This is a genomic window from Lacrimispora indolis DSM 755 (assembly GCF_000526995.1).
Taxonomy (GTDB): domain Bacteria; phylum Bacillota; class Clostridia; order Lachnospirales; family Lachnospiraceae; genus Lacrimispora; species Lacrimispora indolis.
In genome coordinates this window covers 3,405,319-3,427,303 of record NZ_AZUI01000001.1, presented here as the reverse complement: position 1 = coordinate 3,427,303, position 21,985 = coordinate 3,405,319, and the positions used below count along the sequence as shown (strand labels likewise).

The following is a 21,985-nucleotide window of genomic DNA, read 5'->3' as shown; positions in this document are numbered from 1 at the left end:
GGGGGCATTGTCGATTTTCCTCTAGTATACTGCATTTTAAGGAAATAAGGAAGTATTAAATTTTACAAATTAAGAAAGTTTTTTATAATCCAGCCTTATTTTATCGGCAATCAAAGCTATGAATTCTGAATTCGTAGGCTTGCCTTTGCCTGTGCTCACCGTATACCCAAACAATTCATTAATAGTATCCATCTTTCCCCGGCTCCAGGCCACTTCAATGGCATGGCGGATGGCGCGTTCCACTCTGCTGGGAGTTGTCTGATGTTTCTTTGCAATGGAAGGGTAAAGTATCTTTGTGACAGAGGTGAGCATTTCCTGGTCCTGCACGGAAATGACAATGGCATCCCTCAAATACTGATATCCCTTAATATGCGCCGGAATTCCTATTTCATGAAGCATTTGAGTGACATCATTTTCCAGGTTCTGTTCCATGTACTCTGTTTTATTGACATAAGGTTTTACCTTTTTCATCCCCTGAAGGCTGGGAGCCTTCGACTTCCTCTGTCCTACTCTTCGTACCTTGTCGACGATAATATCCTTATTAAACGGCTTCATTATGTAGTAATTTGCTCCCATTCGGAACGCATCTTCTGTAATATTCTCACTTCCTGCCGCTGTGACCATGATAAATGACGGAATCTTTGTAACGGCGCCGTTTCCGCGTACACGTTCCATTACCGTTATTCCGTCCATTCTCGGCATAATCACATCCAATAAGACAACATCCGGATTTGTTTTGAGGATCATGTTATAAGCGTCTTCGCCATTATCCGCTCTTCCAACGACGTGAAAGTCCTCCTCTCCCTCCAGTATATCGTTCAGCAGATTTAATGTCTGCAGGTTATCATCCGCAATCGCAATACTGATTTCTGACATATTGATACTCTCCTTCTGATTCTTCAAAATAGATTAAAACTAGTGTAAAGCCATTATAGTCTTGCCCTAGCTCATGTCGCAACGGGATTCTATCGCATTATTCGACAAAAAGAACTGCTTTTAATTTGATTTCCGGAATATTTTTTTCTCAAAATGCGCCAGAGGTCGAAAAGGCCTACCCCGGTACGGGTCCCTGCCGGACCTCTTATTTTTTGCCGGTGTTGAAAATTGAAACTCCTTGTCGGCAAAAAAATCCCGAAATCTTCCATCCCACGATTTCTATATTAACACATTATAATTACTATGAAAAGCATTAATTATAAAATATGGCATTTTTTGTAACTTTAATTACTACATTTCGACGATTAAACGAAATATTTCTGTATATTTCTTGTATAAAACACCGAAAATCTCAGTTCTTTCTCGAAAATCTGCCGTAACAATTATTTTTAAACTAAAATGTGAAAAAGAAAAGAACGGCGCTGCAAATATTTACGCTCCGGTTCTTTTCTTTCCTTGTTGTCAGACTCAGTGATTGATCATGTTTTCTATGAAGATCCCATATCCTCTTGTTGAGTCCTGGATGAACACATGGGTAACGGCTCCGATCAGCTTGCCATCCTGAATAATGGGGCTTCCTGACATGCCTTGAACAATTCCTCCGGTCAGGGCCAGAAGATCCGGGTCAGTGACCTTGATCACCATTCCCTTGCTTTTATGAGTTGTGGAATAATCCACTCGCTGTATCTCAATCTCATAATCCCGGACCTTACCGGATACATCGCTTCTGATGTGGGCCGTTCCCTTCTTCACATCCTGCCGGTAGCCGATGGGAATGGCATCCTGCGCCAGACTCTGCTTAAATCTGTCATTTACACTTCCAAATATTCCTTCTTCCGTATTGGCGCTGATGGTACCAAGAGTAGAACCTGGTCCGTAGTAGATGATGCCGCTCATCACTCCCGGCTTTCCAAAGGTTCCCTTTTCAATTCCAAGGATCGCTGTTTCATATAGTGCTCCATCTGTGATCTGCACCACATTACCGGTATCGCTGTCGCTGATTCCATGACCCAATGCGCCGAACTGACCGTTCATATCCACATAGGTCATGGTGCCGATTCCCTGAGTATCATCCCGCACCCAGACACCCAGCTTATAGGTTCCGTCTTCCGCTTCCGTGGGATTCATTTTTACATCAATGGTTTCCCCGTTCCGTCTGATTTTTAACACTGCCTCGGTAGGGCCGATTTTGCTCAGTTCACTCATCAGCGCTTCCTTGTCCTTTAAAGGTGTTCCATTGATGGCCTCGATGTAATCTCCGGACTGAAGAATCCCGAAGGCCGGTTCCACAACCATTCCGTCTTTTTTTGTTACATCTCCGGTACCGATCACCATGATACCATCTGATTTTAAGTAGATCCCAATGGGAGTGCCGCATGGAATGGCATATTTGGTATCTACTACATTCACCTGTATATCTTTTAATTGAATCCATCCAAATAGCTTCAGCCCCAGCTTGTAGCTTCCCTGATTTTCCGAATATACGGAAAATGGCTGGTTTACCTGAAGATGGATCTGATCGGAAGGGATATTTGATCCGTTATTTAATACCACTTCCTCGCTGTCGGAATACAGCGTCACATCAAAAGGCATGGAGAAATGAAACTGTTCTTCTTCCTGTGCAACAATATTCAGTTTGTCAGGAATTACCCGCTTCATATAGAACCAGGAAAATCCGATGCAAAAGATCAAGCTGATCCAAAATGCTCTTATAATAATCCTATGAATTTTATTTTTTCCCATCTCACATACCTCCTTAGGTGAATGAAAGGAGACAATTTTTTTGCTCCTCTCTTAGTATGTGAGAAATTAATTAAATCACACTGTCATATTTTAGTTGTAACTATTTTCTTTCGGTGGCAGCTATTGCAACAGAATGAAAATCTTTTTACGCATTTTGCTTGATTCGGCAGGGATATTTTTTTGTATTTCAGATATGGCTTTTTCAGTTATAAAGACATACCTTGGAAACACATGATAATCCGTCCGTAGGATACAAACTAAAATTAATTCTCACAAAAAGGATGATGCACCATATTCCCGCATTTTATTAATTGCATTTCCTTTTTGTCCACAAAAGTTTAATAAAATAGGATGAAACTCCTTCTAAACAGTCGGAACCTATTGACGTATTTTCCAGGTTCTATATACTTGTCAGGCTTTATGAGACTCAGGCTTTGGATAATTCCGGCGACAGCCTGCAGCTGCCCGGCTGAATATTGTCTGGTTAAATTGTCCAGGTGAACAGTTTCTTTCATGAGAATGTTTCGCATTATGACTTACATATTTTTCCAGGGTGCCTTACTTTTCTTTGAAAAATTTTCAGTTACTCTATGTTGGTATAAAGCCTTTTTCTGTGATAAAACAATCTTTATTCTATCCCTTTTGGAATCATCATTTTATTTATAATTATAATCTCCAATTTTTAATTTTTTATTGATAAAATAGGTGAACTGAGATTTATAAATGACTACAAATCCCTCAAAAGGGCGGTCTAAATCAGAGGTTTTTTTACACTTTCTTATATTTCTGCATAACTCGTTACAGTGCAGTTTTCAGAGGTCCGGCATCACAAATATTGCTACAATATCAGTTAAAATGTTCTATTTTATTCGTTTCATTTTCTTTCCGGTATGATATATTTTGAAGAGCACTCATAAAAAATAAGTATCCTATTTTGTAAATGTGGTGGCTGGAGTCAGCCCTGACCCCTGCTGATTTTCAGTAATCATTATTCATGACTGTGACATAAAATGAAATTGTCAAGCGGACTTGAGGAGTATATTCAGGCAGTAAATTTGCAAAAGCCCATTTTGGAAACATTATCCGATAAGTTCTTTTCAAACCTTCCGCAAGGTATCACTCATTCAGACTTTGCTGCTGATAATATATTATTTAACGGTGATGACGTATCGGCAATTATTGATTTTGATACGAATAGATATGGGTATGTCTGGAGAGATATTGGACGGGCTTTGATTTCATTTACATTAAATAAAAATACCATAAGCAAAAATAAAATAATTTCGTTTATAGAAGGCTACTCTCAGCACATGCCTCTTGATTTTTCTGACGCACTTAATTCCTTACGCCTAACGTGGTGCCTTGAAGTAACATGGTGGATCCAACTCCATTGCTTCCAGGAAAAACATGATATTCATTGCCTTATGCACCAAACAATATTATAATTGTATGGTATAAGGAGGTCACTTTATGCCATTTAACTCTTTTGAAAACTACCCCATGTCATGGAAACCTGTTATAGACAAAAGCCAAAAATCCCTCTATTTGCAGCTAGCCCGTCAATTAGAGCAAGATATTATAAAAAGCCGGTTATTGCCGGGAACAAAACTGCCTCCGCAAAGAGAGCTGGCTGATTATCTTGACATCAATGTGAGCACTGTTTCAAAAGCCTTTCGTGTTTGTGAATTAAAGGGGCTCTTGTCCTCCACAATCGGGCGGGGAACCTTTGTGTCATATGACGCTCTGGCTAACAACCGTTTATTAAGCGAGGGAAATACCGGGAAGTTAATTGAAATGGGGGCCACGGTCCCTGAAAAATCTTCAAATGAATTATTATTGGAATTATTAAAGACAATGCTCAGCGAACACGACGCCGGTAAATGGTTCAGCTACAACCGGCCTGCTGATACAATATGGCAAAAAGATGCTGCCGTACGGTTCCTTTCCCGCTGCGGCCTAGCAGTTTCCCATGAAAACATTCTATTTTCAAATGGTGGACAGAATGGGCTTACAGCCATACTAGCCGGTTTATTTCATTATGGAGACAGGATAGGCGTCGACGCTCACACCTATTCAGGCATTAAGACCAGCGCTGCCGCATTGGGAATACAGCTGATTCCCATAAAGCAGCACAACGATGAAATGGATCTGGATTCACTTATTAATGCCTGCAAAAATTCCGGAATGAAAGGAATCTATGTTATACCGGCACATCACAACCCTACTGCAAAAACCATGTCATTGGAGAAAAGAAAGGACATTGCCCGAATAGCAAATGAATATGACTTGATTGTCATTGAGGATGGCACTTATCAGTTTATGGCTGAAACCATTACTCCAGTCGCATCCCTTGTTCCCCATAGGACCATTTATGTAGCCAGCCTTTCAAAATCAGTTGCTCCGGGGCTTCGTCTGGCATATATTGCTTCACCGCCTCTGTACCGCTCAGAAATCTCAGAGGCACTTTATACGTTGAACGTCTCTGTATCTCCTTTGATGACAGAGCTGTCTTCAAGAGTCATCGTATCTGGTCTGTTAGATGATATAATTCAAAGACACAGAACAAATACAAAAGAACGCAACCTGATTGTAAACAGATATTTGAATCAGCTGGATTGTAAAGGAGATCTCTGCTGTATATTTCGATGGTTAAAACTTCCTGGGAATATTTCCGGCTTGGAATTTGAAAGAAATGCGCGTTTAGCAGGCGTACAAGTATACGCAGCCCAGCGATTTGCCGTAGGAACCACGGCTCCGGAACATGCGGTGCGCCTGGCAGTTTGTGCGCCTGAAACAATCACGGAGCTTGAAACAGGCCTGAGGATCCTGAAAGAATTACTGGAGCAATAATTGTACGCCATACAATTATTATATTGTATGGCTCACCGATGGACGATATAATAATTGTAGAATCAGAGTAACTATTACGAAAAGGAAAAGACTTTGTGAAATCACTGAATTATGCCATAAAACAAATAATCCCGTTGGTTTTTTCTTATGTATTTGTGGGCCTGGCAAGCGGTATTCTGCTGAATAAAGCAGGGTATTCACCTATATGGGCATTTTTATCCGCCTTACTGATCTATGCAGGTTCTATGCAGATTGTTATGGTAACACTTATGACCTCCGGTGCTCCGTTATACATGATAGCTCTTATGACACTGTTCATTAATGCCAGGCACATCTTTTACGGCATAAGTTTTATTGATGAATTCCGCAACATAGGAAAACAAAGGAGATCATACTGGAAATATCCTTACATGGCTTTGACAATGACAGATGAAACATACTCTGTCCTATGTGCTTTAAAATGTCCAATTGGGCTGGATAAACAAAAGGTCCAATTCTATATCTTATTCCTTTGCCACATCCTTTGGATTATCAGCTGTTCATCAGGTGCAGTGATTGGAAATGTACTGCCAATTGACATGGCAGGTATTGAATTTTCCGCAACAGCATTTTTTACAGCAGTCGTTGTTAATCAATGGAGAGAATTTGAATCTCATATTCCGGCTGTCATCGGTTTTATAAGCGCAGTATTATTTTACTTTTTAACAGGGCCTGATCATTTCATCCTTCCGGCCCTGTCTGTAAGCATGATTTTATTAGTTATCCTTAAAAACCATATTCATAAAGGGACTCTGGAGGGCAGAAATGAGTAAGAATCTGATGGCCGCAGCAACCATTGGCATTGTTGCAATGATAACATGGATCTCGCGAGGTCTGCCTTATCTTCTGTTTATGAAAAAACGTCCTCCGCAAATAATATCATATCTCGGTACCGTTCTTCCTGCTTCCATTATGCTGATTCTGGTCATCTATTGCCTTAGGAACACTCAATTTACGGTATATCCCCATGGCGCCCCGGAGATTATTCCAGTGGTGCTTGTTATCGTCATGCAATTTTGGCACAAAAATACGCTTATCAGTATCTTTTCAGGAACCCTTTGCTATATGGTTCTGATTCGTACCGTGTTTCCCATATAAGGAATGTTAAACCGGCCACCAAAACCGGAACCGGAAAATCAGCACAGAAAAGGGAGAAATCATTCCGCTGACGCATACAAGGGATTTGCTGTCCGTATTTTATCAGCGAATTCCTTTTTCAATTCCTTAAAAGCATCCTTTACTTCTTTCGGCATATCCACATGAGCAATATAGCCTTTTCCCTTCGGCCCATATCCGTTCCCATCATCTGATAATCGGGGAATCTCGCCCATTAACAGCGTTATATATCTGTCCATGTCCCACATTCCCCATATTTCTTTTTCAAAAACAAGCTTTGAATCCTTTACAATCACATGGGCACAGTAGACGGCATAATTAATGATGGTCACATCGTCAGAAACATACTTCCGGAGTCCTGCCTCCATTCGATGCTGCATTGTTGCGTCCTGTGCAAGAATAATACTTTTAAAAGGAATATTATGTTCCTTCAGCAATTCCAGAAGATATGTTATGTTGTTTCCGCAGTTTGTAGAATTGCATTCCAGAATATCTGCTTTTAATCCATACCGGTGCTCAATATATGCATCAAATATTTCCGCTTCCGGCAAACCGGCCGTTTCTATATCCGGGAACTCCTTATGCATTTTCAGGCGCAGGGTTTCTGTTGTGTGACCTGCTCCGCCTGCAATTACATATTTTTTTGCTATCCCTGCCTGCATTGCATGTGCCAGGACATCCCCGCCGCACATAATGCTGCCGCCGAAAAGGACCATTACATCTGCCTGTTGTATTCCATACTTTTTTCTCAGCCCATCACAAGTCAATGCAGGAATATCTCTCTTCCCGCAAAAACTGCCTAACATGTTTATGCATTCAGCAATATTATCCTTCAATGATTTTTCCTTTCAACGCCAATTCATGGTGATACAACTCAAGCGCCAAGAGATACTAAAAAAGAAAAGCAAAAGCGACGGACAAAAAGATGGCCGGAAGCAAATTTGCCACCTTTATCATCTTCCCCCAGACCAGATTCACGCCTACACAAAAAATCATAACCGAACCGGTTAAGGACAGATTTGACAATGCCTGCTCCGTCATAAGGGGTTCAATAAGTCTTGCCAGAAGCGTTATGGTTCCCTGAAATATGGCAACCGGAATCGCTGAGAAAATACACCCTTTTCCCAGAGACGCGGTCATGACCAGAATGATAATCAAATCCAGGAGCGCTTTGGCTGCAAGAACCGTATAATCTCCAGAGATTCCATCCTTGATGGAACCTACCACTGCCATGGCGCCGATGCAGACCGTTAAGGAGGCTGTTACAAATCCGTCTACAAATCTTGTATCACCGCTGCTGTTGGTTTTTATCTTAAGCCATTCCCCAAACCGTTCCATGGCTGATTCAATGTCCAGCCACTCCCCAAGCAGGGACCCAATGAAAAAAGACAGGATCAGCATCATCGTTCCTCTGCTGGTAAGCTCTCCCTGCCGGATGACCAGCATTTCTCCCATAACGCCCTCAATACCAAGAAACACCACGCAGATACCGGCCGCATTCATCAGCGTGCGCTGGTACCGCTCCTCCATCCTCTTTCCAAAGAGAAGACCTCCCAAGCCTCCTGCCGTAATTCCTACCACATTTATCAGCGTTCCTAATCCAATCATGCTTTCATACTCCCGGTTTTCATTATCATTTGCAAAAATTCACAGCTTATCTGCTTTCTTTTGCAAGCCGCTTCATTTCCCTTGCATTGGCTCTCACAGCCTCGGTGATCTCCGCACCGCCTAAAAGCCTTGCCAGCTCCTCTACCACCTCTTCTCCGCCCAGGCGGTGTATGGAGGTGGCTGTCCGGCCTTCTTCCACCGCCTTAGCGATCTCGTAATGGCAGTCAGCCATGGCGGCGATCTGAGGCAGGTGGGTGATGCAGATCACCTGATGGTTCCCGGCAATGTAAGCCAGCTTTTCCGACACCTTCTGGGCCGTGCGCCCGCTGATGCCGGTGTCGATCTCATCAAAAATCAAAGTCGGAATGTCATCCGTATCTGCCAGCACAGTTTTAATTGCCAGCATGATCCTGGACAGCTCGCCGCCGGAAGCTACCATTCCCAAAGGCTTTAAAGGCTCACCGGGATTCGTGGAAATCAAAAATTCGGCCTCGTCAAAGCCGTTAGCCGTATAATGTCCAAGGCGTGAAAATTCCATGGAAAATTCCACATCAATGAAATTTAAGTCCTTTAATCCTTCTCTTATCTTTTTTGTCAGCTCCTTAGCCGTATGCTTTCTCATTTCAGATAATTGCCCGGAAAGATGTTCCAGCCGGTCCGATACCCTTTGAAGCTCTTCTGCCGTTCTCTTTTTAGCCCCGTCATAATCTTCCAACTCGTCCAGGCGTTTCTGCTTTTCTTCCAGATTTATAAAAATCTGATCCAGACTTCCCCCGTATTTTGCTTCCAGATTGTGAATGACATCAAGCCGCTCCTCTATCTGTCCGTATTCCTCTTCATCAAAAGACATGTCATCCATATAAGAGGTTATTTCCCGGTTGATATCACTTAAGATGGAATCCGCATCAAAAAGCTGGTCCCTTATGGCAGAAAGTCTTTCATCGTAGGAAGCAACTGACTCCACTTCTTTTAAAGCACGGCTGATAAAGTCCGAATCCACGGCGGAATAAGCAATGGAAAGGCTTTCGGTTATTTTTTTTGCGTTCACAAACAGCCGGTACCTGGAAGACAGTTCTTCCTTTTCTCCTTCTTTTAGACGGGCATTCTCGATCTCTTCTATCTCGTAACGGATAAAATCCATTTCCCTGAGCCTGACCTCTTCGTCTAGCTGGAAGGCGGAAAGGCGGTCTTTCAGCCGGACATATTCCTTATATGTATCTGCAATATTTTCTTTTAGCTCATGGGACTTTTTCTCCTGGTAGCGGTCCAGAATCTCAAGATGTTTGGATTTGTAGAGTAAAGACTGATGTTCATGCTGTCCATGAATATCGATGAGAAGGCCCGTTATATCCCGCAGCTTCCCTGCGGTCACGGTTTCGTCATTGATTTTGCTCAAGCTTCTGGAGGGCATGATCTTTTTTGAAATAATGACCGTACCATCTCCGTCAGGATAAACGTCCAGCTCTTTTAACAGGCGGACTTTCTCTGTGTCCCTGACCGTAAAGATCAGTTCAATATAGGCGTATTCTGTGCCCTTTCTAATAATATCCTTTGGCGTCTTGCCCCCAAGAGCAATGGTAACGGAGCCGATAATAATGGATTTACCGGCTCCGGTTTCGCCGGTGAGGACATTAAAACCCTGTCCAAACTCCACATCGGCTTTTTCGATCAGGGCTAGGTTCTTTACGTGTAATTCTGAAAGCATGGCGGCCTCCTTTATCCCGTAATGAGTTTTTTAAGCTTGTCCATCATGAGTATGGTATCATCAGAGCTCCGAATGGCGCACATGATGGTGTCATCTCCTGCAATACAGCCCACCATTTCACTGAAATGAAGGGCGTCTAACGCAGCAGCCACCGCCATAGCCATGCCGGATACGGTCTTTATGACCAGAATGTTCTGTGCCATGTCCATGGATAAATAGCCATCCCGCAGGATCCGGATGTACTTATCACTGAAGGAACTCTGGTTTTGAAGCACCACATACCGCTGCTTTCCTGACTCAGACTGAACCTTTGTCAGCTTCAGCTCCCTGATATCTCTGGAAACCGTTGCCTGGGTGACTGCAAAGCCTGCCTGATTCAAATAATCCGCCAGCTCCTCCTGAGTTTCGATCTCGTATTTTCCGATGAGTTCCACAATTTTGCTGTGTCGTTCCAGTTTCATAGTGCCCCTCCCTATATACCAGCCATTTTGTTGCGCAGGTTATCTAAAAATGATATGTTTTTCAGCTTTATCAGAATGGTCTTAACCTCTGACCGGCGTATCTCTATGCAATCCCCCGGATAAAGCTCTGTAGCGGTGTCTCCGTCAAATACTGCAGCCTGACATACGCCCTTTTTTCCCGTCATCTCGATCTGGATCCAGTCATCGGCAGAAAGGACGATGCTCCTTGCCCCAAGGGCATGAGAGCAGATAGGGGTCAGAACCACCATTTTGGAATCCGGAACAATGATCGGCCCTCCTGCGGAAAGATTGTAGGCAGTGGAACCGGTAGGCGTTGCTGCTATAAGCCCATCCGCCCGGTATTCATTTAAGAATTCCTGGTTCAAATAAACCTTAAACTGCAGCATCTTTAAATTATCGCTTCTGGCTACCACGATCTCATTTAAAGCGATATCCTGACATACAGGCTCTCCTTTTCGGTAAATACAGCCGTCCAGCATCATCCGTTCTTCCAGCTTATAGTCATTGGCAAGAAGAGCGGAAAGGGCGTCATTGATTTCCTCTGTGCGGGATACCTGGGTCAGATACCCAAGGGTCCCCCGGTTGATCCCGATCATAGGGATATTCCGGCCTGCCAGATCTCTGGCAGCCTGTATAAGGGTCCCATCGCCGCCTAAGGTGATAAGGCACTCCGTTTCTTCCGGCACCATGGCAGCATCAGTATAATGGCTCTTCTGATGCCGCTTATCCTGGCCTTCTCCCCCGATCAGGCAGACGGCTCCATGATCTGTAAGATAATCGCGAATGGCTCTTGCAGTCTCTCTGGCCCCCTCTTTATCAGGGTTCATGATCACATAAAAATACTTCATAATAAACTCCTTACCTGCAAGAATAATCCGGGTCCCCTTCGGTGCCTTCTCGTGGCAGACCGTTCTCGCGTCCTGTTAAGTCTGCATGAGCTTCTTTTACGATCTTTTCCGGATCCACCTGGCTCTCCGGTTGTTCTTCGCCTGGCCGGTGGTTTTTTAAGTGAAGAAGATACTCAATATTTCCTTCCGGTCCCTTAATTGGGGAATATTCCAGATGAAGCACTTCAAACCCAATGCTTTCCGCGTGGGAAATAACCATTCGGATCACTTCCAAATGGACGGACCTTTCCCTTACCACGCCCTTTTTTCCCACCTTTTCCCGACCGGCTTCAAACTGAGGCTTGATCAGGCAGACAATCTCCCCTTCATCCGTAAGAAGGGCTTTTACAGGGCCCAATACCTTTGTCAGGGAAATAAAGGAAACATCGATGGAGGAAAATTCAATAGGGTCGGCCAGATTCTCCGGAGTAACGTAACGGATATTGGTTTTTTCCATACACACCACACGCTCATCGTTCCGAAGCTTCCATGCAAGCTGGCCGTGGCCCACATCCACCGCATAAACCTTTACGGCCCCGTTTTGAAGCATACAGTCCGTAAAACCGCCTGTGGAGGAGCCTACATCCATGCATACCTTGCCTTCCAGGGTCACGCCGAAATGGGTCATGGCCTTTTCAAGCTTCAAGCCGCCCCGGCTCACGTACCGCAGGGTGCTTCCCCTTACCTCAATAATTGAATTTTCATCAAATGTGGTGCCGGCTTTGTCTTCCTTCTCCCCGCCTACATAGACGATCCCGGACATGATGATTGCTTTGGCCTTTTCCCTGGACTCAGCCAGTCCCTGCTTTACTAAAAGCACATCCAACCGTTCTTTCATTCCTTTTCATTTCCTCTGTTTTATCTTAATAATTTGTCCTTTTCCATTCCGCGTTCTGACGTTCTGTGTCCAGATATTCCTTTTTAAGCCTCCATATGATGGAATCACTGTCAATGCCCAGTCCCTTGCGAAGAAGGGACACGTTGCCATGCTCCACATAGGAATCCGGCAAGGCGATGTTCATGACCTTTACATATGGATAATGCTCATGAATATAGCTGGCAACCGCAGGGCAATAACCTCCCTGAAGTACATTTTCTTCCATGATCACCAAAAGCCAGTGATTCTTTGCCAGCCGGTCCACCAGTTCTTTGTCAAAAGGCTTCACGAACCGTCCGTTAGCCAGAGTGCAGTTCCAGCCTTCCGCCTTCAGCTTTTGCCTCACATGCTCTCCCGTGCTCACCATGCTTCCCACTGCCAGAAGAGCGATATCACTTTCCTCATAAATCATCTCTCCCTTGCCGTATTCAATGGGGGCGCGGAAATTCTTTAAACCCTGGTATGCCTCTCCTCTTGGATAGCGCACCGCAAAAGGGCCATTATAGGAAAGAGCAAATTCCATTCCATCCATGAGCTCCCATAAATTTTTCGGTGCAAACACGCTCATATTGGGGATGGCAGTCAAATAGGACAAATCAAAAATCCCCTGATGAGTCTCCCCGTCGCTGCCTACAAGTCCCGCACGGTCTATAGCAAAGACAACCGGCAGGTTCTGGATGCATACATCATGAAGAATCTGGTCAAAGCCACGCTGTAAAAATGATGAATAAACGGCCACAATCGGCTTTAAGCCGCCGGCCGCCATTCCGGCCGCCGAGGTCACCGCATGTTCCTCCGCAATTCCCACGTCAAAAAAACGGCCCGGATATAGACGGGAAAACCGCTTTAAACCTGTTCCATCCGGCATGGCCGCCGTTACCGCCACGATTCTTTTATCTTGTTCAGCCAGACGACAGACGGTTTTGGAAAACACATCCGTATAGCTGGGATTTTTCTTCTTCTTTTTCGATTCTCCGGTGATAATATTGAAAGGCTCCACTCCATGGAATTTGGAAGGATTCCTCTCCGCCAGGGCATATCCCTTGCCTTTCTGGGTGATCACATGGACCAGAACCGTATGCGGAAGCTTTTTCGCCTCCCTTAAGGTCCTGGAAAGAGCCTTTACATTATGGCCATCCACAGGTCCAAGATAGGTAATTCCCATGTTTTCAAACAGCATCCCTGGTATGAGAAGCTGCTTGATGCCGTCCTTTGTCCTGCTGATCTTATCGATGATCTGCTCTCCGATGACCGGGATCCTGGACAGCACATTGGTCACGTGCTTCTTTAAATCCAGATACCCCTCTCCGGTACGGATGCTGTTTAAATACGTAGACATGCCTCCCACATTTTCGGAGATGGACATGTTATTATCGTTTAGGATAATGATGAAATTTTTCTTTATCCTGGCCGCATTGTTTAAAGCTTCATAAGCCATTCCGCCTGTTAAGGCTCCGTCTCCGATGACGGATACCACGAAATGATTCTCACCCAGCACATCTCTTGCCTGGGCCAGTCCCAGCCCGGCGGAAATAGAGGTAGAGCTGTGACCGGTATCAAAGGCATCACAAGGGCTTTCTTTTCTCTTTGGAAAGCCGCTTATGCCGCCGTACTGCCGCAGATCATCAAACTCTCCTCTTCTGCCGCTTAATATTTTATGGGTATAGGACTGATGTCCTACGTCCCAGATGACTTTATCCTTTGGAAGGTCAAAAGCCAGATATATGGCCATGGTCAGTTCCACCACTCCCAGATTGGAAGCCAGATGACCGCCTGTGACGCTTATTTTCTCTACCAAAAAATCACGAATTTCCTGGCTTAAAATATCAAGCTCCTGCTTTGTCAGCTTTTTGATATCCTCAGGCCCATTTATTAATTCCAGTATCATATTTTTATCAGATCCTCTATTTGCGTTAGGTTTGGCCATACAGCCGGACTTCCGCTTACTTTTCCCGGTTCACCAGCATCCGTATGAGTGCTTCCAGAAATTCATTCTGTCCGGGAAGCTCATGGAGGCAGGAAATCGCCTCTTCTGAAATCATCTCCACATCCTGCTTCGCCTTTTTTATTCCCTCCAGGGTTACATAGGTGGTTTTGTGGTTCTTTTCATCGCTGAGTACAGGCTTTCCAAGAACCTCCTCACTGCTGATTAAGTCCAGGATATCATCCTGGATCTGAAACGCCATTCCGAGGCAGGAAGCCATGTTCTCCACCAGCTTCAGCTGTGCTTCATCCGCTCCTCCAAGAACGGCTCCGATCATCATGGAAGCCTCTATAAGCGCTCCTGTCTTCAGCCGGTAAATGAAATTCAGCTTTTCCTTGGGAATGGGTTTTCCTGCCAGCTCCACATCAACGGTCTGACCGCCTATCATTCCATAGATTCCTGTTTTCTCCGCTAAGATCCCCATGCATCTGGCAACCAGATCCGGCCTGCCGCTCATGGAAAGAGCTTTTGCAGCCGTCTCCATGGAATAAATCAGCAGGCCGTCTCCTGCCAGCACTGCCATGTCATAGCCGAATTTCACCCATGCCGTAGGCAAGCCCCGGCGCAGGGTATCATTATCCATACAGGGAAGGTCATCGTGGATCAGGGAGGAGGTGTGAATCATCTCAATCGCCGCCATAAACGGCTCGATCTCTTTTCCCCTGCCGCCGAATAATCGGTAGGTCTCCTCCATCAGCATGGGACGAAGCCTTTTTCCTCCGGCCCTGACGCTGTAATCCATCGCCGCCAGCACCGTACTCTGATAGCCCTCCACAGGAGGAAGGTATGTTTCCACAATGTGCCCCACTTCTTCTGTGCGGGCAGAAAACACTTCATTAAAGTTCATGTTCCTCACCATTTTCCTCTAACACGATAATCTTCTTTTCAACCTTATCTATTTTTTCATTGCAGAACTTTACAAGCTTCATGCCTGTCTCATAATACTGGAAGGATTCCTCCAGAGAGCTTTCTCCGCTTTCCAGTTTCTTAATGAGCTCTTCCAGCTCGCTGAATGTCTCTTCAATGGTCTTTTCTTTTTTTGCCGCCATAAGTCCGGTTCTCCTTATTCAGTTTCCTTTTCCTGCCCGTCTTCCAGGGGAATACAGTCATACCTGGAAGCTGCTTCCTTCCGGCTTTCTGATAAGCCGGATTCCTCCGGGGCAATGCGGGAAACCACTGCCTCCATGCTGCCATCCTTAAGCCGTACTCCTATCCTGTCTCCGGCCTTTACCTGGTTCACGGAATTGATCCGCTTATTTTTTCCGTCGGTCACAAAGCCGTACCCGCCGCCAATTCTTTTTAAAGGGGATCCAGCTTCCAGACGGCTGATGAGAAGCTCCAGCCTGTGCCTGTCCCGCACCGTCTGCTTTTCTATGAGCTGCTGCATGCGGAGCCTTCCTTCTTCTGCCCTTGTCCGGCCTGCAGCCGTCTTTACAAGAATAAGGTTTTTCAGCCTGTCCTCTATGTCCGCAAGCCTTTGACGGCTTTCATGGATCCGGCGCTTTGGGTCGTATATTTTCAGTTTTAAGGCGTATTGGTTTCCCTGAAAACGATATCGTTCCAGTTTTCTTTCCATGGTCCTTAAAAGGGTATTGCCATACAGCCCCACCTGTTCTTCGAACAGGCGGTAATCAAATACAGCCAGCTCGGCCGCTGCCGAGGGGGTTGGCGCACGCATGTCCGCCACATAATCGGTAATAGTCACATCGGTTTCATGGCCCACGGCAGAAATCACCGGAGTGGTGCAATGAAAGACAGCCCTGGCCACAACTTCTTCATTAAATGCCCACAAATCCTCAATGGAACCGCCGCCCCGCCCCACGATCAGGACATCAAGGCCCATCTGGTCCAGGGTTTCGATTCCCTTTACAATACTTTCCTTTGCGTTCTCCCCCTGGACAAGTGCCGGATAGAGAAACAGCTGCACATAAGGGTTGCGCCTTGCCGAGATATTCATGATATCCCGGATGGCCGCTCCCGTAGGAGCCGTCACGATCCCTACGGTTTTTGCATGCCTTGGAATTGGTTTCTTATATTCAGGGGAAAACATCCCCATCTCTTCCAGTTCATCACGGAGTTTTTGGAACCTTTCAAATAAATCGCCGATTCCTTCTTTTGTGATCTCCTGGGCGTAGAGCTGATATCTTCCGTCCCGCTCATAAACCTCCACGCTGCCCTTTACCACTACCTGCTGTCCTTCTTCCAGTTTAAAAGCAAGCCCTTTCCTGTGGCCGGCAAACATCACCGCTGCCATGGAAGATTTCCCGTCTTTTAAGGTAAAGTAAATATGGCCGGAGGTATGGTACTTGCAGTTGGACACCTCGCCTTTGACAGAGATCCGGTTTAAGGCAAAATCCTGGGCAAACATATTTTTAATATAAGCATTGACCTGGGTAACGGAATATACACTTGCCATAATTACACCAGCTTTGCCAGGACTCCGTTTATAAATGCCGGAGATTCATTCCCGCCGTACTTTTTAGCCAGTTCCACAGCTTCATTGATGGCTACCTTTTCCGGCACTTCCTCATCAAATAAAATCTCATAAAGGGCCAGGCGGAGAATGGTAAGTTCCGCCTTACCCATACGTTTCGTCTTCCATCCTTCGGCTACTTCGTTGATCTTTGAATCCAGTTCCGGGATTCTGACCATTACGGACTCTGCCTTTTCCCTTAAATAAGCAGCATTCTCTTCACTCATATCAACATCGTGGATGATCTCCTCCACGCCCTCGGCGTTTAGGTCATCCTCTTTCGGTTCCTCAAAATATTGGATAAGCTGCCCGGTCTTCTCCTCTGCGGGATAAAAATCCGCACAAAAGAGCATCTTAAAGCAGTGTTCACGCAATTTACTTCTGGTCATTTCCCATGGTCCTCCTATTGGTGATTTTCTGGACATTTGGAATTATTATACCTTAACAGGGTTTTTTATACAATAGAAACTTTCCTGTTCTCCAAAAACCTCCGGATATTATCAAGCACCTTTTCACTTAAGATGCCAAAGGCCTGCCTGGTTCTTCCGGCCGAAGCATTGACGCAGAATACCTTTGGATGCTTTAAAAGCTCTCCGGTAATATCTCCAATTGCTCCCGCGGTATCACAGGCAAACCGGTTATCCCCCGCATCCAGCCAGTTTTTTAAATCCTCCGGCTCAAAGGCAGGTCCAATGGATGTATTAAAGAGGATCTTTCCATTTCCAAGCCTTTGGAATTCCTCCTCGTGAAGCAGAATCACGTTCTTGTTTAAACAGGTAAACACCACCTCACTGCTCTCCAAAAGCTCTACCAGGGGAAGATACTTCATTCCCTTTTTTTCATGATCCGGCTTTCTGCTTCTGCTGTAATAGGAAACATCCGCTCCCAGAAACTTTAAGGCATCAGCGATCATTCCTCCGGAAACACCCATTCCAATGATCCCTGTCTTTAATCCGGTGATCTCCACAGGCATATCCTTCCACATGGGCCTGTCATATCCGTGAAGGAACCGCACCAGCTCACAGATGGCGTATTCCACCACTCCCGCATCACCGTAATCACGGATCCCCAGAACTGTGATCCCGTGTTCTTCGGCATAGGCGATGTCCACGTTGGCACTTTCCTTTGAATAAAGGCTGCAGCACATCCCAACATACTTTACATTAGGGCATCTTTCAAAGACAAACCGGCTGATTCTGGAGGTATAGCTTAAAAGCACTCCATCCGCATCTCCGATCCGCCTTACGATCTCCTCATCGTCACAAGGAATGTCCTCATACATTACCACCTGTTTTGCATAGCGAGAAAGCTCTTTCTCCGCCTCTTCCACCAGGCTTACCGGCTCAATGGCAACTAATTTCTCAAACATTTTCTCTTCCTCCAGTCAAACGGATATTCCCGATCCGCTTCGCTTCTTGCTTGATTCGGTTAAAAAACCACCGGTGACACAATGTTTTGCAGCACAGCCACCACACTCCAGCCGGCAATGGCACTGTTGCTTGAATAAATATCCACCACCGCTTTCACTCCGTCAATTTCCGCGGTGATCTTATGATCATCCCCGATCATTTCCGGAACGCTGTGAATGTTCACCTTTGTCCTATCAGGGCCTGCCGTTGCCAGGGAAGACGCTACTGCGACATTCACCTTTGTGGGAAGAAGACCAATGGCCTCCTTTGCATTGCCTTCAAACACCATGGTGCTTTCTTCATCAGTCAACAGATGCTCCCCAAAAAGAGGGGTATTTCTTAAGGATTCCGGTCCCTTTCTGGTCTCGATCCCGGCTGTTGCCTCTCCCATAAGGGAAACCGTGCGGAGCACATCAAATCCGCCTACAGCTCCTGAGGCAATGTATACCCTGGTATTATGTTTTTTGGCTGTTTCCTTCACCTTTTCATAAAATTCCTGATCTGCAAAGGCGCCGATGGACAGTACGATGAAGTTGGAGCCATTTGTCAGGATCTTTTCCGCCATATCCTTAACGGAAGCTACAGATGCTGCCTCAGCGATGTAATCCGGTTTTAATTCCAGCAGTTCACCGATCCCGGAGCAGGACTTACAACCCATCTCATTTGCCAGGGCATCCGTCTTTTCCTTTGTCCTTCCCATAATTCCCACCAGCTCATATTCCGGCAATAAACCATCTCTCCATGCTCCCGCAATGATTTCTCCAAGATATCCGTTTCCTATAATTCCAAGCTTAAGCTTATTCATGCTTTTCTCCTTTTCGTAGTTTTAAAAACAGTCAAGCGGATATCCGCAATCCGCTTCGCTGCTTACTTAATTCGGTTAAATTTCATTATACCTGAAATCCATAGGACTTTCAAGGAGAGGCAGAACAATGGGCTTACCCGAAAGCATCAAAGCTGGAGCGCAAACTGATTCTTTCCTTTTCTCTTAGCCTGGTATAAGGCCTGATCCGCCCGTTTTAAAATGGCATCGTATTCTGTTTCTTCTTCTCCTACCAGGGTGATTCCAATGCTTGCATGAATGGTTCCTGAAACGTGAAACGCATTTAATATCCGTTTTGCAATGGCCTCCGGCTGCTTCCTCCCGCTGACGCCGTAGAGCCATATGCAGAATTCATCCCCGCCAAAGCGGACGATCACATCCTCTTGCCTTGTACAGTCGATTAAGATCTTTCCCGCCTGGGTCAGAACCAGGTCTCCCTTTTGATGGCCAAAGGTGTCGTTGATCTTCTTAAAATCATCAATATCAAGGAACATACAGGCATAAAACCGTTTTTTCCCTCCGGCTCTCAGCCCTTGTTCCACCAGCTTTTTGGCTGTCTCCCTGGTATAAACCCCTGTTAAATAATCCTTTTGCGCCCGTTTGGATTCCTTTTTCCGCAGATGGAGAATACAGATGATCAGCAAAACCGTACAGGCCAGCAAAAAGGTAGAACCTGCAACAAAGCGTTCCGACAGCCTTTCGATCCTTTGAAGAGTGCTCTCATAGCCTTCTGTTTGCACCAGAGAAGCCACCATCCAGTCCCCGATTCCTGCAGGCTGATAATAAAGAAGCTCCCTGCTGCCATTGCGGTCATAGACAGTATATCCGGAAAGCCCGCTCTCCACCGCCTTTTTTAGCTGTTCCAAAGACTGCCCGTCCTTAAAATCCATGAGCTTCAGCATATCGTAAATGGTGCCGTAATTTTCGTATCCAGGGCAGAAGGCCACCAGTTCTCCGGTCTTTGTGAAAACCAGATTGGCTCCGTACCTGCTTATTTCCGTGTTATTTAAATATTTCCCCAGTTCCGCACCGGTATACTCCATGCAGGCTGCTCCCTTTACCTGACCCTCCCTTATTACAGGAACCGTCAGAACGATCCCCCCATGGCCGTCAGAATCATTTAAAGACAATCTGGAAATGCTGTTCTTTCCGCTTAACGCCCTTTGGTAATCACTGCTTTTGGAAACATCCCGTGACTCATTGTTTCCATAATACATGATCCCCTGGTCATCGGAAATCCCCAGCCGTAAGCCCCCTGTTTCAAACGTCTCTGAATTTCCCCGCCACTTTTCTATATCCTGTCCTTCCGGAGGATCACCGTATGCAGAAAATATTTCAAGCATTTCAAGCCTGTCCTGGATTATTCTCTGAAGTTCAGCCAATGTCCCGTCACTTTCCTTCTCCAAATCCTGATAAGTCTGTTCTATCAGGATCTTTTCCACCTCCTTGAAATAACAAATGTTTAAAGCGAATACTCCCACAATTACCGTAACCACCAGGCCAAACAAAATCATTACCTTCTGCGAGTAATGGTCCTTCTCCCTATCAGTCATCATATACGTAAACACCTGTCCCTTAAGAATCCGTTGATATATTCCGGGTTCATTATAAATCCTGAGCGAAATCATTACAATAAATTTTTACTCATTTATGCACAAAGAAAAGCGGGGGTATGAACCTTTTCCCGGTTCGCCCCCCGCGATAGACTTTTCTAAAAATCTATTTATTCTCTTCCAATGCAACACCGGCAATCCGAATGTTTACATCCAGGACCGTTAATCCTGTCATGTTCTCAATAGCGTTCTGCACTTTCTCCTGAACTTTCTCACTGACAGCAGGTATGCTGTAACCGTATTTGATGTTTAAGGATAAATCCACAGATACGTGTTCTTCGGTCAGTTCTACCTTAACGCCTTTTGATAAATTTTTCATGCCCAGCTTCGCCACCAGCTCATTGGTGATATTGCCCGCCATGGAATCTACGCCTTCTACTTCTGTTGCGGCAAGGCCAGCAATGATGGCCACCACATCGTCTGCAATCTGTACTTCGCCGATTTTATCTTTTTCATATACTTTGTGAGTATTTCTGCTTTCCACTTCTGCCACAGCAATTCCCTCCTGTACTCATATTTCTGGGTTCTGGAATTATTATAGCAAAACTGGCCGAAGTTTGCAAGTTACAGTTAGCCATGCAGAAGTGTTTGCACATTATGAATGGCATGGCTGAAACGTAACATTTGCCGCGGCTTTTTACTCTTCCAGTTTCATAAGGGTGATCACAATACTCTCCGCCCCTACTTCTGTTTTCCTCTTTACGATGTCCTCAATCTGGGCCCGCTGAGGATCTGTAATGCTGGGAGCATTAATGACCACATCCACTTTTCCGCTGGAGATGCTGACCACAGGGTCTGCAAAGCCTTTGGCAAGCAATAAGGTTTCTGCTGCATTTTCTTTTTCAGAAACAGCCGTCATTTCGATCATTTCCTGAATGGCCTGCTGTTTTGCCGCTTCCTCAATGTTAGGATTGTTGATTAAGTTCATTAAGGTTTCCTTGTTCTTTGCCCTTACCTGCTCTCTGTTTAACTGTACGCTTGATATGTAGTCCGATACGTTCATTCCGCTGGTAAGCACTGCTTCTCCAGGGTTGTCAAGGCCGGTCTGGGCCGCCTGTGTCTCATTTGCTGCCAGATCCACGGATCCGTCGCTTTCTGCAGCTGCCAATGTCTCATTTTCCTCCAGCTTATCGATATCTTCCGCATCCTGGTCAAGGCTTGCGATTTCCTGATTTACATCACTGCCTGTAAGGGACTGGTTTTCTGCTAAAATATCTTCTTCAGAAATATCAGTCATCCCCGCCTCATAGACGTCTGTCCCGGAAGCGGCCTCCTGCTTTCCGGCATAGTTTAAATATCCAGCAGCAGCTATCATAACGGCCAATGTGGTGATAATAATCTGGTTTCTTCGGAACAGTTTCTTCATATCCATTTTCTTTGGGGTTTTAGGGACTTTGGGTTCATTGCTTGTTTTCCAACTTCTCATACATGACACTCCTT

General features: G+C 45.3%; 21 protein-coding genes and 1 pseudogene. 4 read left to right on the top strand and 18 right to left on the bottom strand.

The genetic code is table 11. The features are described from left to right. Positions 1-69: 69 nt before the first annotated feature. Both spo0A and spoIVB read right to left on the bottom strand, forming a co-directional pair. Entirely contained in the window at positions 70-876 is an 807-nt protein-coding gene (gene spo0A / locus K401_RS0116430; RefSeq protein ID WP_024293972.1) for a sporulation transcription factor Spo0A, read from the bottom strand. A 528-nt stretch (positions 877-1,404) separates the two neighbouring features. Then, positions 1,405-2,679: a SpoIVB peptidase gene (spoIVB, locus tag K401_RS0116425; protein ID WP_024293971.1), complete on the bottom strand. Its 1,275-nt coding sequence runs from the start codon at positions 2,677-2,679 to the stop codon at positions 1,405-1,407. Positions 2,680-3,689: 1,010 nt separating this feature from the next. Between spoIVB and K401_RS0116420 the strand changes: the two genes are divergently transcribed. The 4 genes from K401_RS0116420 to K401_RS0116405 all read left to right on the top strand — a co-directional run bounded on the left by K401_RS0116420 (position 3,690) and on the right by K401_RS0116405 (position 6,666). Beyond that, complete coding sequence (locus tag K401_RS0116420; protein ID WP_024293970.1) at positions 3,690-4,124, top strand: phosphotransferase enzyme family protein; 435 nt, start codon at positions 3,690-3,692, stop codon at positions 4,122-4,124. Between the two features lie 25 nt (positions 4,125-4,149). Beyond that, positions 4,150-5,529, top strand: coding sequence for an aminotransferase-like domain-containing protein (locus K401_RS0116415; RefSeq protein ID WP_024293969.1), 1,380 nt, complete (start codon positions 4,150-4,152; stop codon positions 5,527-5,529). Between the two features lie 95 nt (positions 5,530-5,624). Next, positions 5,625-6,341: an AzlC family ABC transporter permease gene (locus K401_RS0116410; RefSeq protein WP_024293968.1), complete on the top strand. Its 717-nt coding sequence runs from the start codon at positions 5,625-5,627 to the stop codon at positions 6,339-6,341. Further along, positions 6,334-6,666, top strand: coding sequence for a branched-chain amino acid transporter permease (locus K401_RS0116405; RefSeq protein ID WP_024293967.1), 333 nt, complete (start codon positions 6,334-6,336; stop codon positions 6,664-6,666). The genes K401_RS0116410 and K401_RS0116405 overlap by 8 nt, the downstream gene beginning before the upstream one ends. A gap of 59 nt (positions 6,667-6,725) precedes the next feature. Here the strand turns inward: K401_RS0116405 and K401_RS0116400 are convergent, their stop codons facing one another. The 16 genes and pseudogenes from K401_RS0116400 to K401_RS0116320 form a co-directional block, all read right to left on the bottom strand. Continuing rightward, on the bottom strand, positions 6,726-7,520 hold the full coding sequence (locus K401_RS0116400) for a YdcF family protein (RefSeq protein WP_024293966.1): 795 nt from the start codon (positions 7,518-7,520) through the stop codon (positions 6,726-6,728). A gap of 55 nt (positions 7,521-7,575) precedes the next feature. After that, positions 7,576-8,292 carry a DUF554 domain-containing protein gene (locus K401_RS0116395; protein ID WP_024293965.1) on the bottom strand — a complete coding sequence of 239 codons (717 nt, stop codon included), beginning with the start codon at positions 8,290-8,292 and terminating at the stop codon, positions 7,576-7,578. Positions 8,293-8,338: 46 nt separating this feature from the next. Then, positions 8,339-9,997 (bottom strand): DNA repair protein RecN, encoded by a 1,659-nt coding sequence (recN, locus tag K401_RS0116390; protein ID WP_024293964.1) that lies wholly within the window; start codon positions 9,995-9,997, stop codon positions 8,339-8,341. Positions 9,998-10,008: 11 nt separating this feature from the next. Next, positions 10,009-10,458, bottom strand: a complete 450-nt coding sequence (gene argR, locus K401_RS0116385) for an arginine repressor (RefSeq protein ID WP_024293963.1) — start codon at positions 10,456-10,458, stop codon at positions 10,009-10,011. 11 nt (positions 10,459-10,469) lie between these two features. Next, complete coding sequence (locus K401_RS0116380) at positions 10,470-11,327, bottom strand: NAD(+)/NADH kinase (protein ID WP_024293962.1); 858 nt, start codon at positions 11,325-11,327, stop codon at positions 10,470-10,472. Positions 11,328-11,337: 10 nt separating this feature from the next. After that, positions 11,338-12,204 carry a TlyA family RNA methyltransferase gene (locus tag K401_RS0116375; RefSeq protein WP_024293961.1) on the bottom strand — a complete coding sequence of 289 codons (867 nt, stop codon included), beginning with the start codon at positions 12,202-12,204 and terminating at the stop codon, positions 11,338-11,340. A 25-nt stretch (positions 12,205-12,229) separates the two neighbouring features. Next, the gene (dxs, locus tag K401_RS0116370; RefSeq protein ID WP_024293960.1) at positions 12,230-14,131 is read right to left on the bottom strand and encodes a 1-deoxy-D-xylulose-5-phosphate synthase; all 1,902 of its coding nucleotides are present in this window, start codon (positions 14,129-14,131) and stop codon (positions 12,230-12,232) included. 55 nt (positions 14,132-14,186) lie between these two features. Then, positions 14,187-15,074: a polyprenyl synthetase family protein gene (locus tag K401_RS0116365; RefSeq protein ID WP_024293959.1), complete on the bottom strand. Its 888-nt coding sequence runs from the start codon at positions 15,072-15,074 to the stop codon at positions 14,187-14,189. Beyond that, positions 15,064-15,276 (bottom strand): exodeoxyribonuclease VII small subunit, encoded by a 213-nt coding sequence (gene xseB, locus K401_RS0116360; RefSeq protein WP_024293958.1) that lies wholly within the window; start codon positions 15,274-15,276, stop codon positions 15,064-15,066. Before xseB ends, K401_RS0116365 begins: the two co-directional genes overlap by 11 nt. A 14-nt stretch (positions 15,277-15,290) precedes the next feature. After that, complete coding sequence (gene xseA / locus K401_RS0116355) at positions 15,291-16,643, bottom strand: exodeoxyribonuclease VII large subunit (RefSeq protein WP_024293957.1); 1,353 nt, start codon at positions 16,641-16,643, stop codon at positions 15,291-15,293. Between the two features lie 5 nt (positions 16,644-16,648). Beyond that, a pseudogene (nusB, locus tag K401_RS0116350) lies at positions 16,649-17,089 on the bottom strand (transcription antitermination factor NusB); the annotation flags it as partial. 65 nt (positions 17,090-17,154) lie between these two features. Then, on the bottom strand, positions 17,155-18,069 hold the full coding sequence (locus K401_RS0116345; RefSeq protein WP_024293955.1) for a D-isomer specific 2-hydroxyacid dehydrogenase family protein: 915 nt from the start codon (positions 18,067-18,069) through the stop codon (positions 17,155-17,157). A 59-nt stretch (positions 18,070-18,128) separates the two neighbouring features. Continuing rightward, a complete protein-coding gene (locus K401_RS0116340) occupies positions 18,129-18,914 on the bottom strand; it encodes an aspartate dehydrogenase domain-containing protein (RefSeq protein ID WP_024293954.1) in 786 nt (261 codons plus the stop codon). Positions 18,915-19,060: 146 nt separating this feature from the next. Next, entirely contained in the window at positions 19,061-20,488 is a 1,428-nt protein-coding gene (locus K401_RS31940) for a sensor domain-containing diguanylate cyclase (RefSeq protein ID WP_051464040.1), read from the bottom strand. 163 nt (positions 20,489-20,651) lie between these two features. After that, positions 20,652-21,038, bottom strand: coding sequence for an Asp23/Gls24 family envelope stress response protein (locus K401_RS0116325; protein ID WP_024293952.1), 387 nt, complete (start codon positions 21,036-21,038; stop codon positions 20,652-20,654). 144 nt (positions 21,039-21,182) lie between these two features. After that, entirely contained in the window at positions 21,183-21,971 is a 789-nt protein-coding gene (locus K401_RS0116320; RefSeq protein ID WP_027352419.1) for a SpoIIIAH-like family protein, read from the bottom strand. Positions 21,972-21,985: the final 14 nt, after the last annotated feature.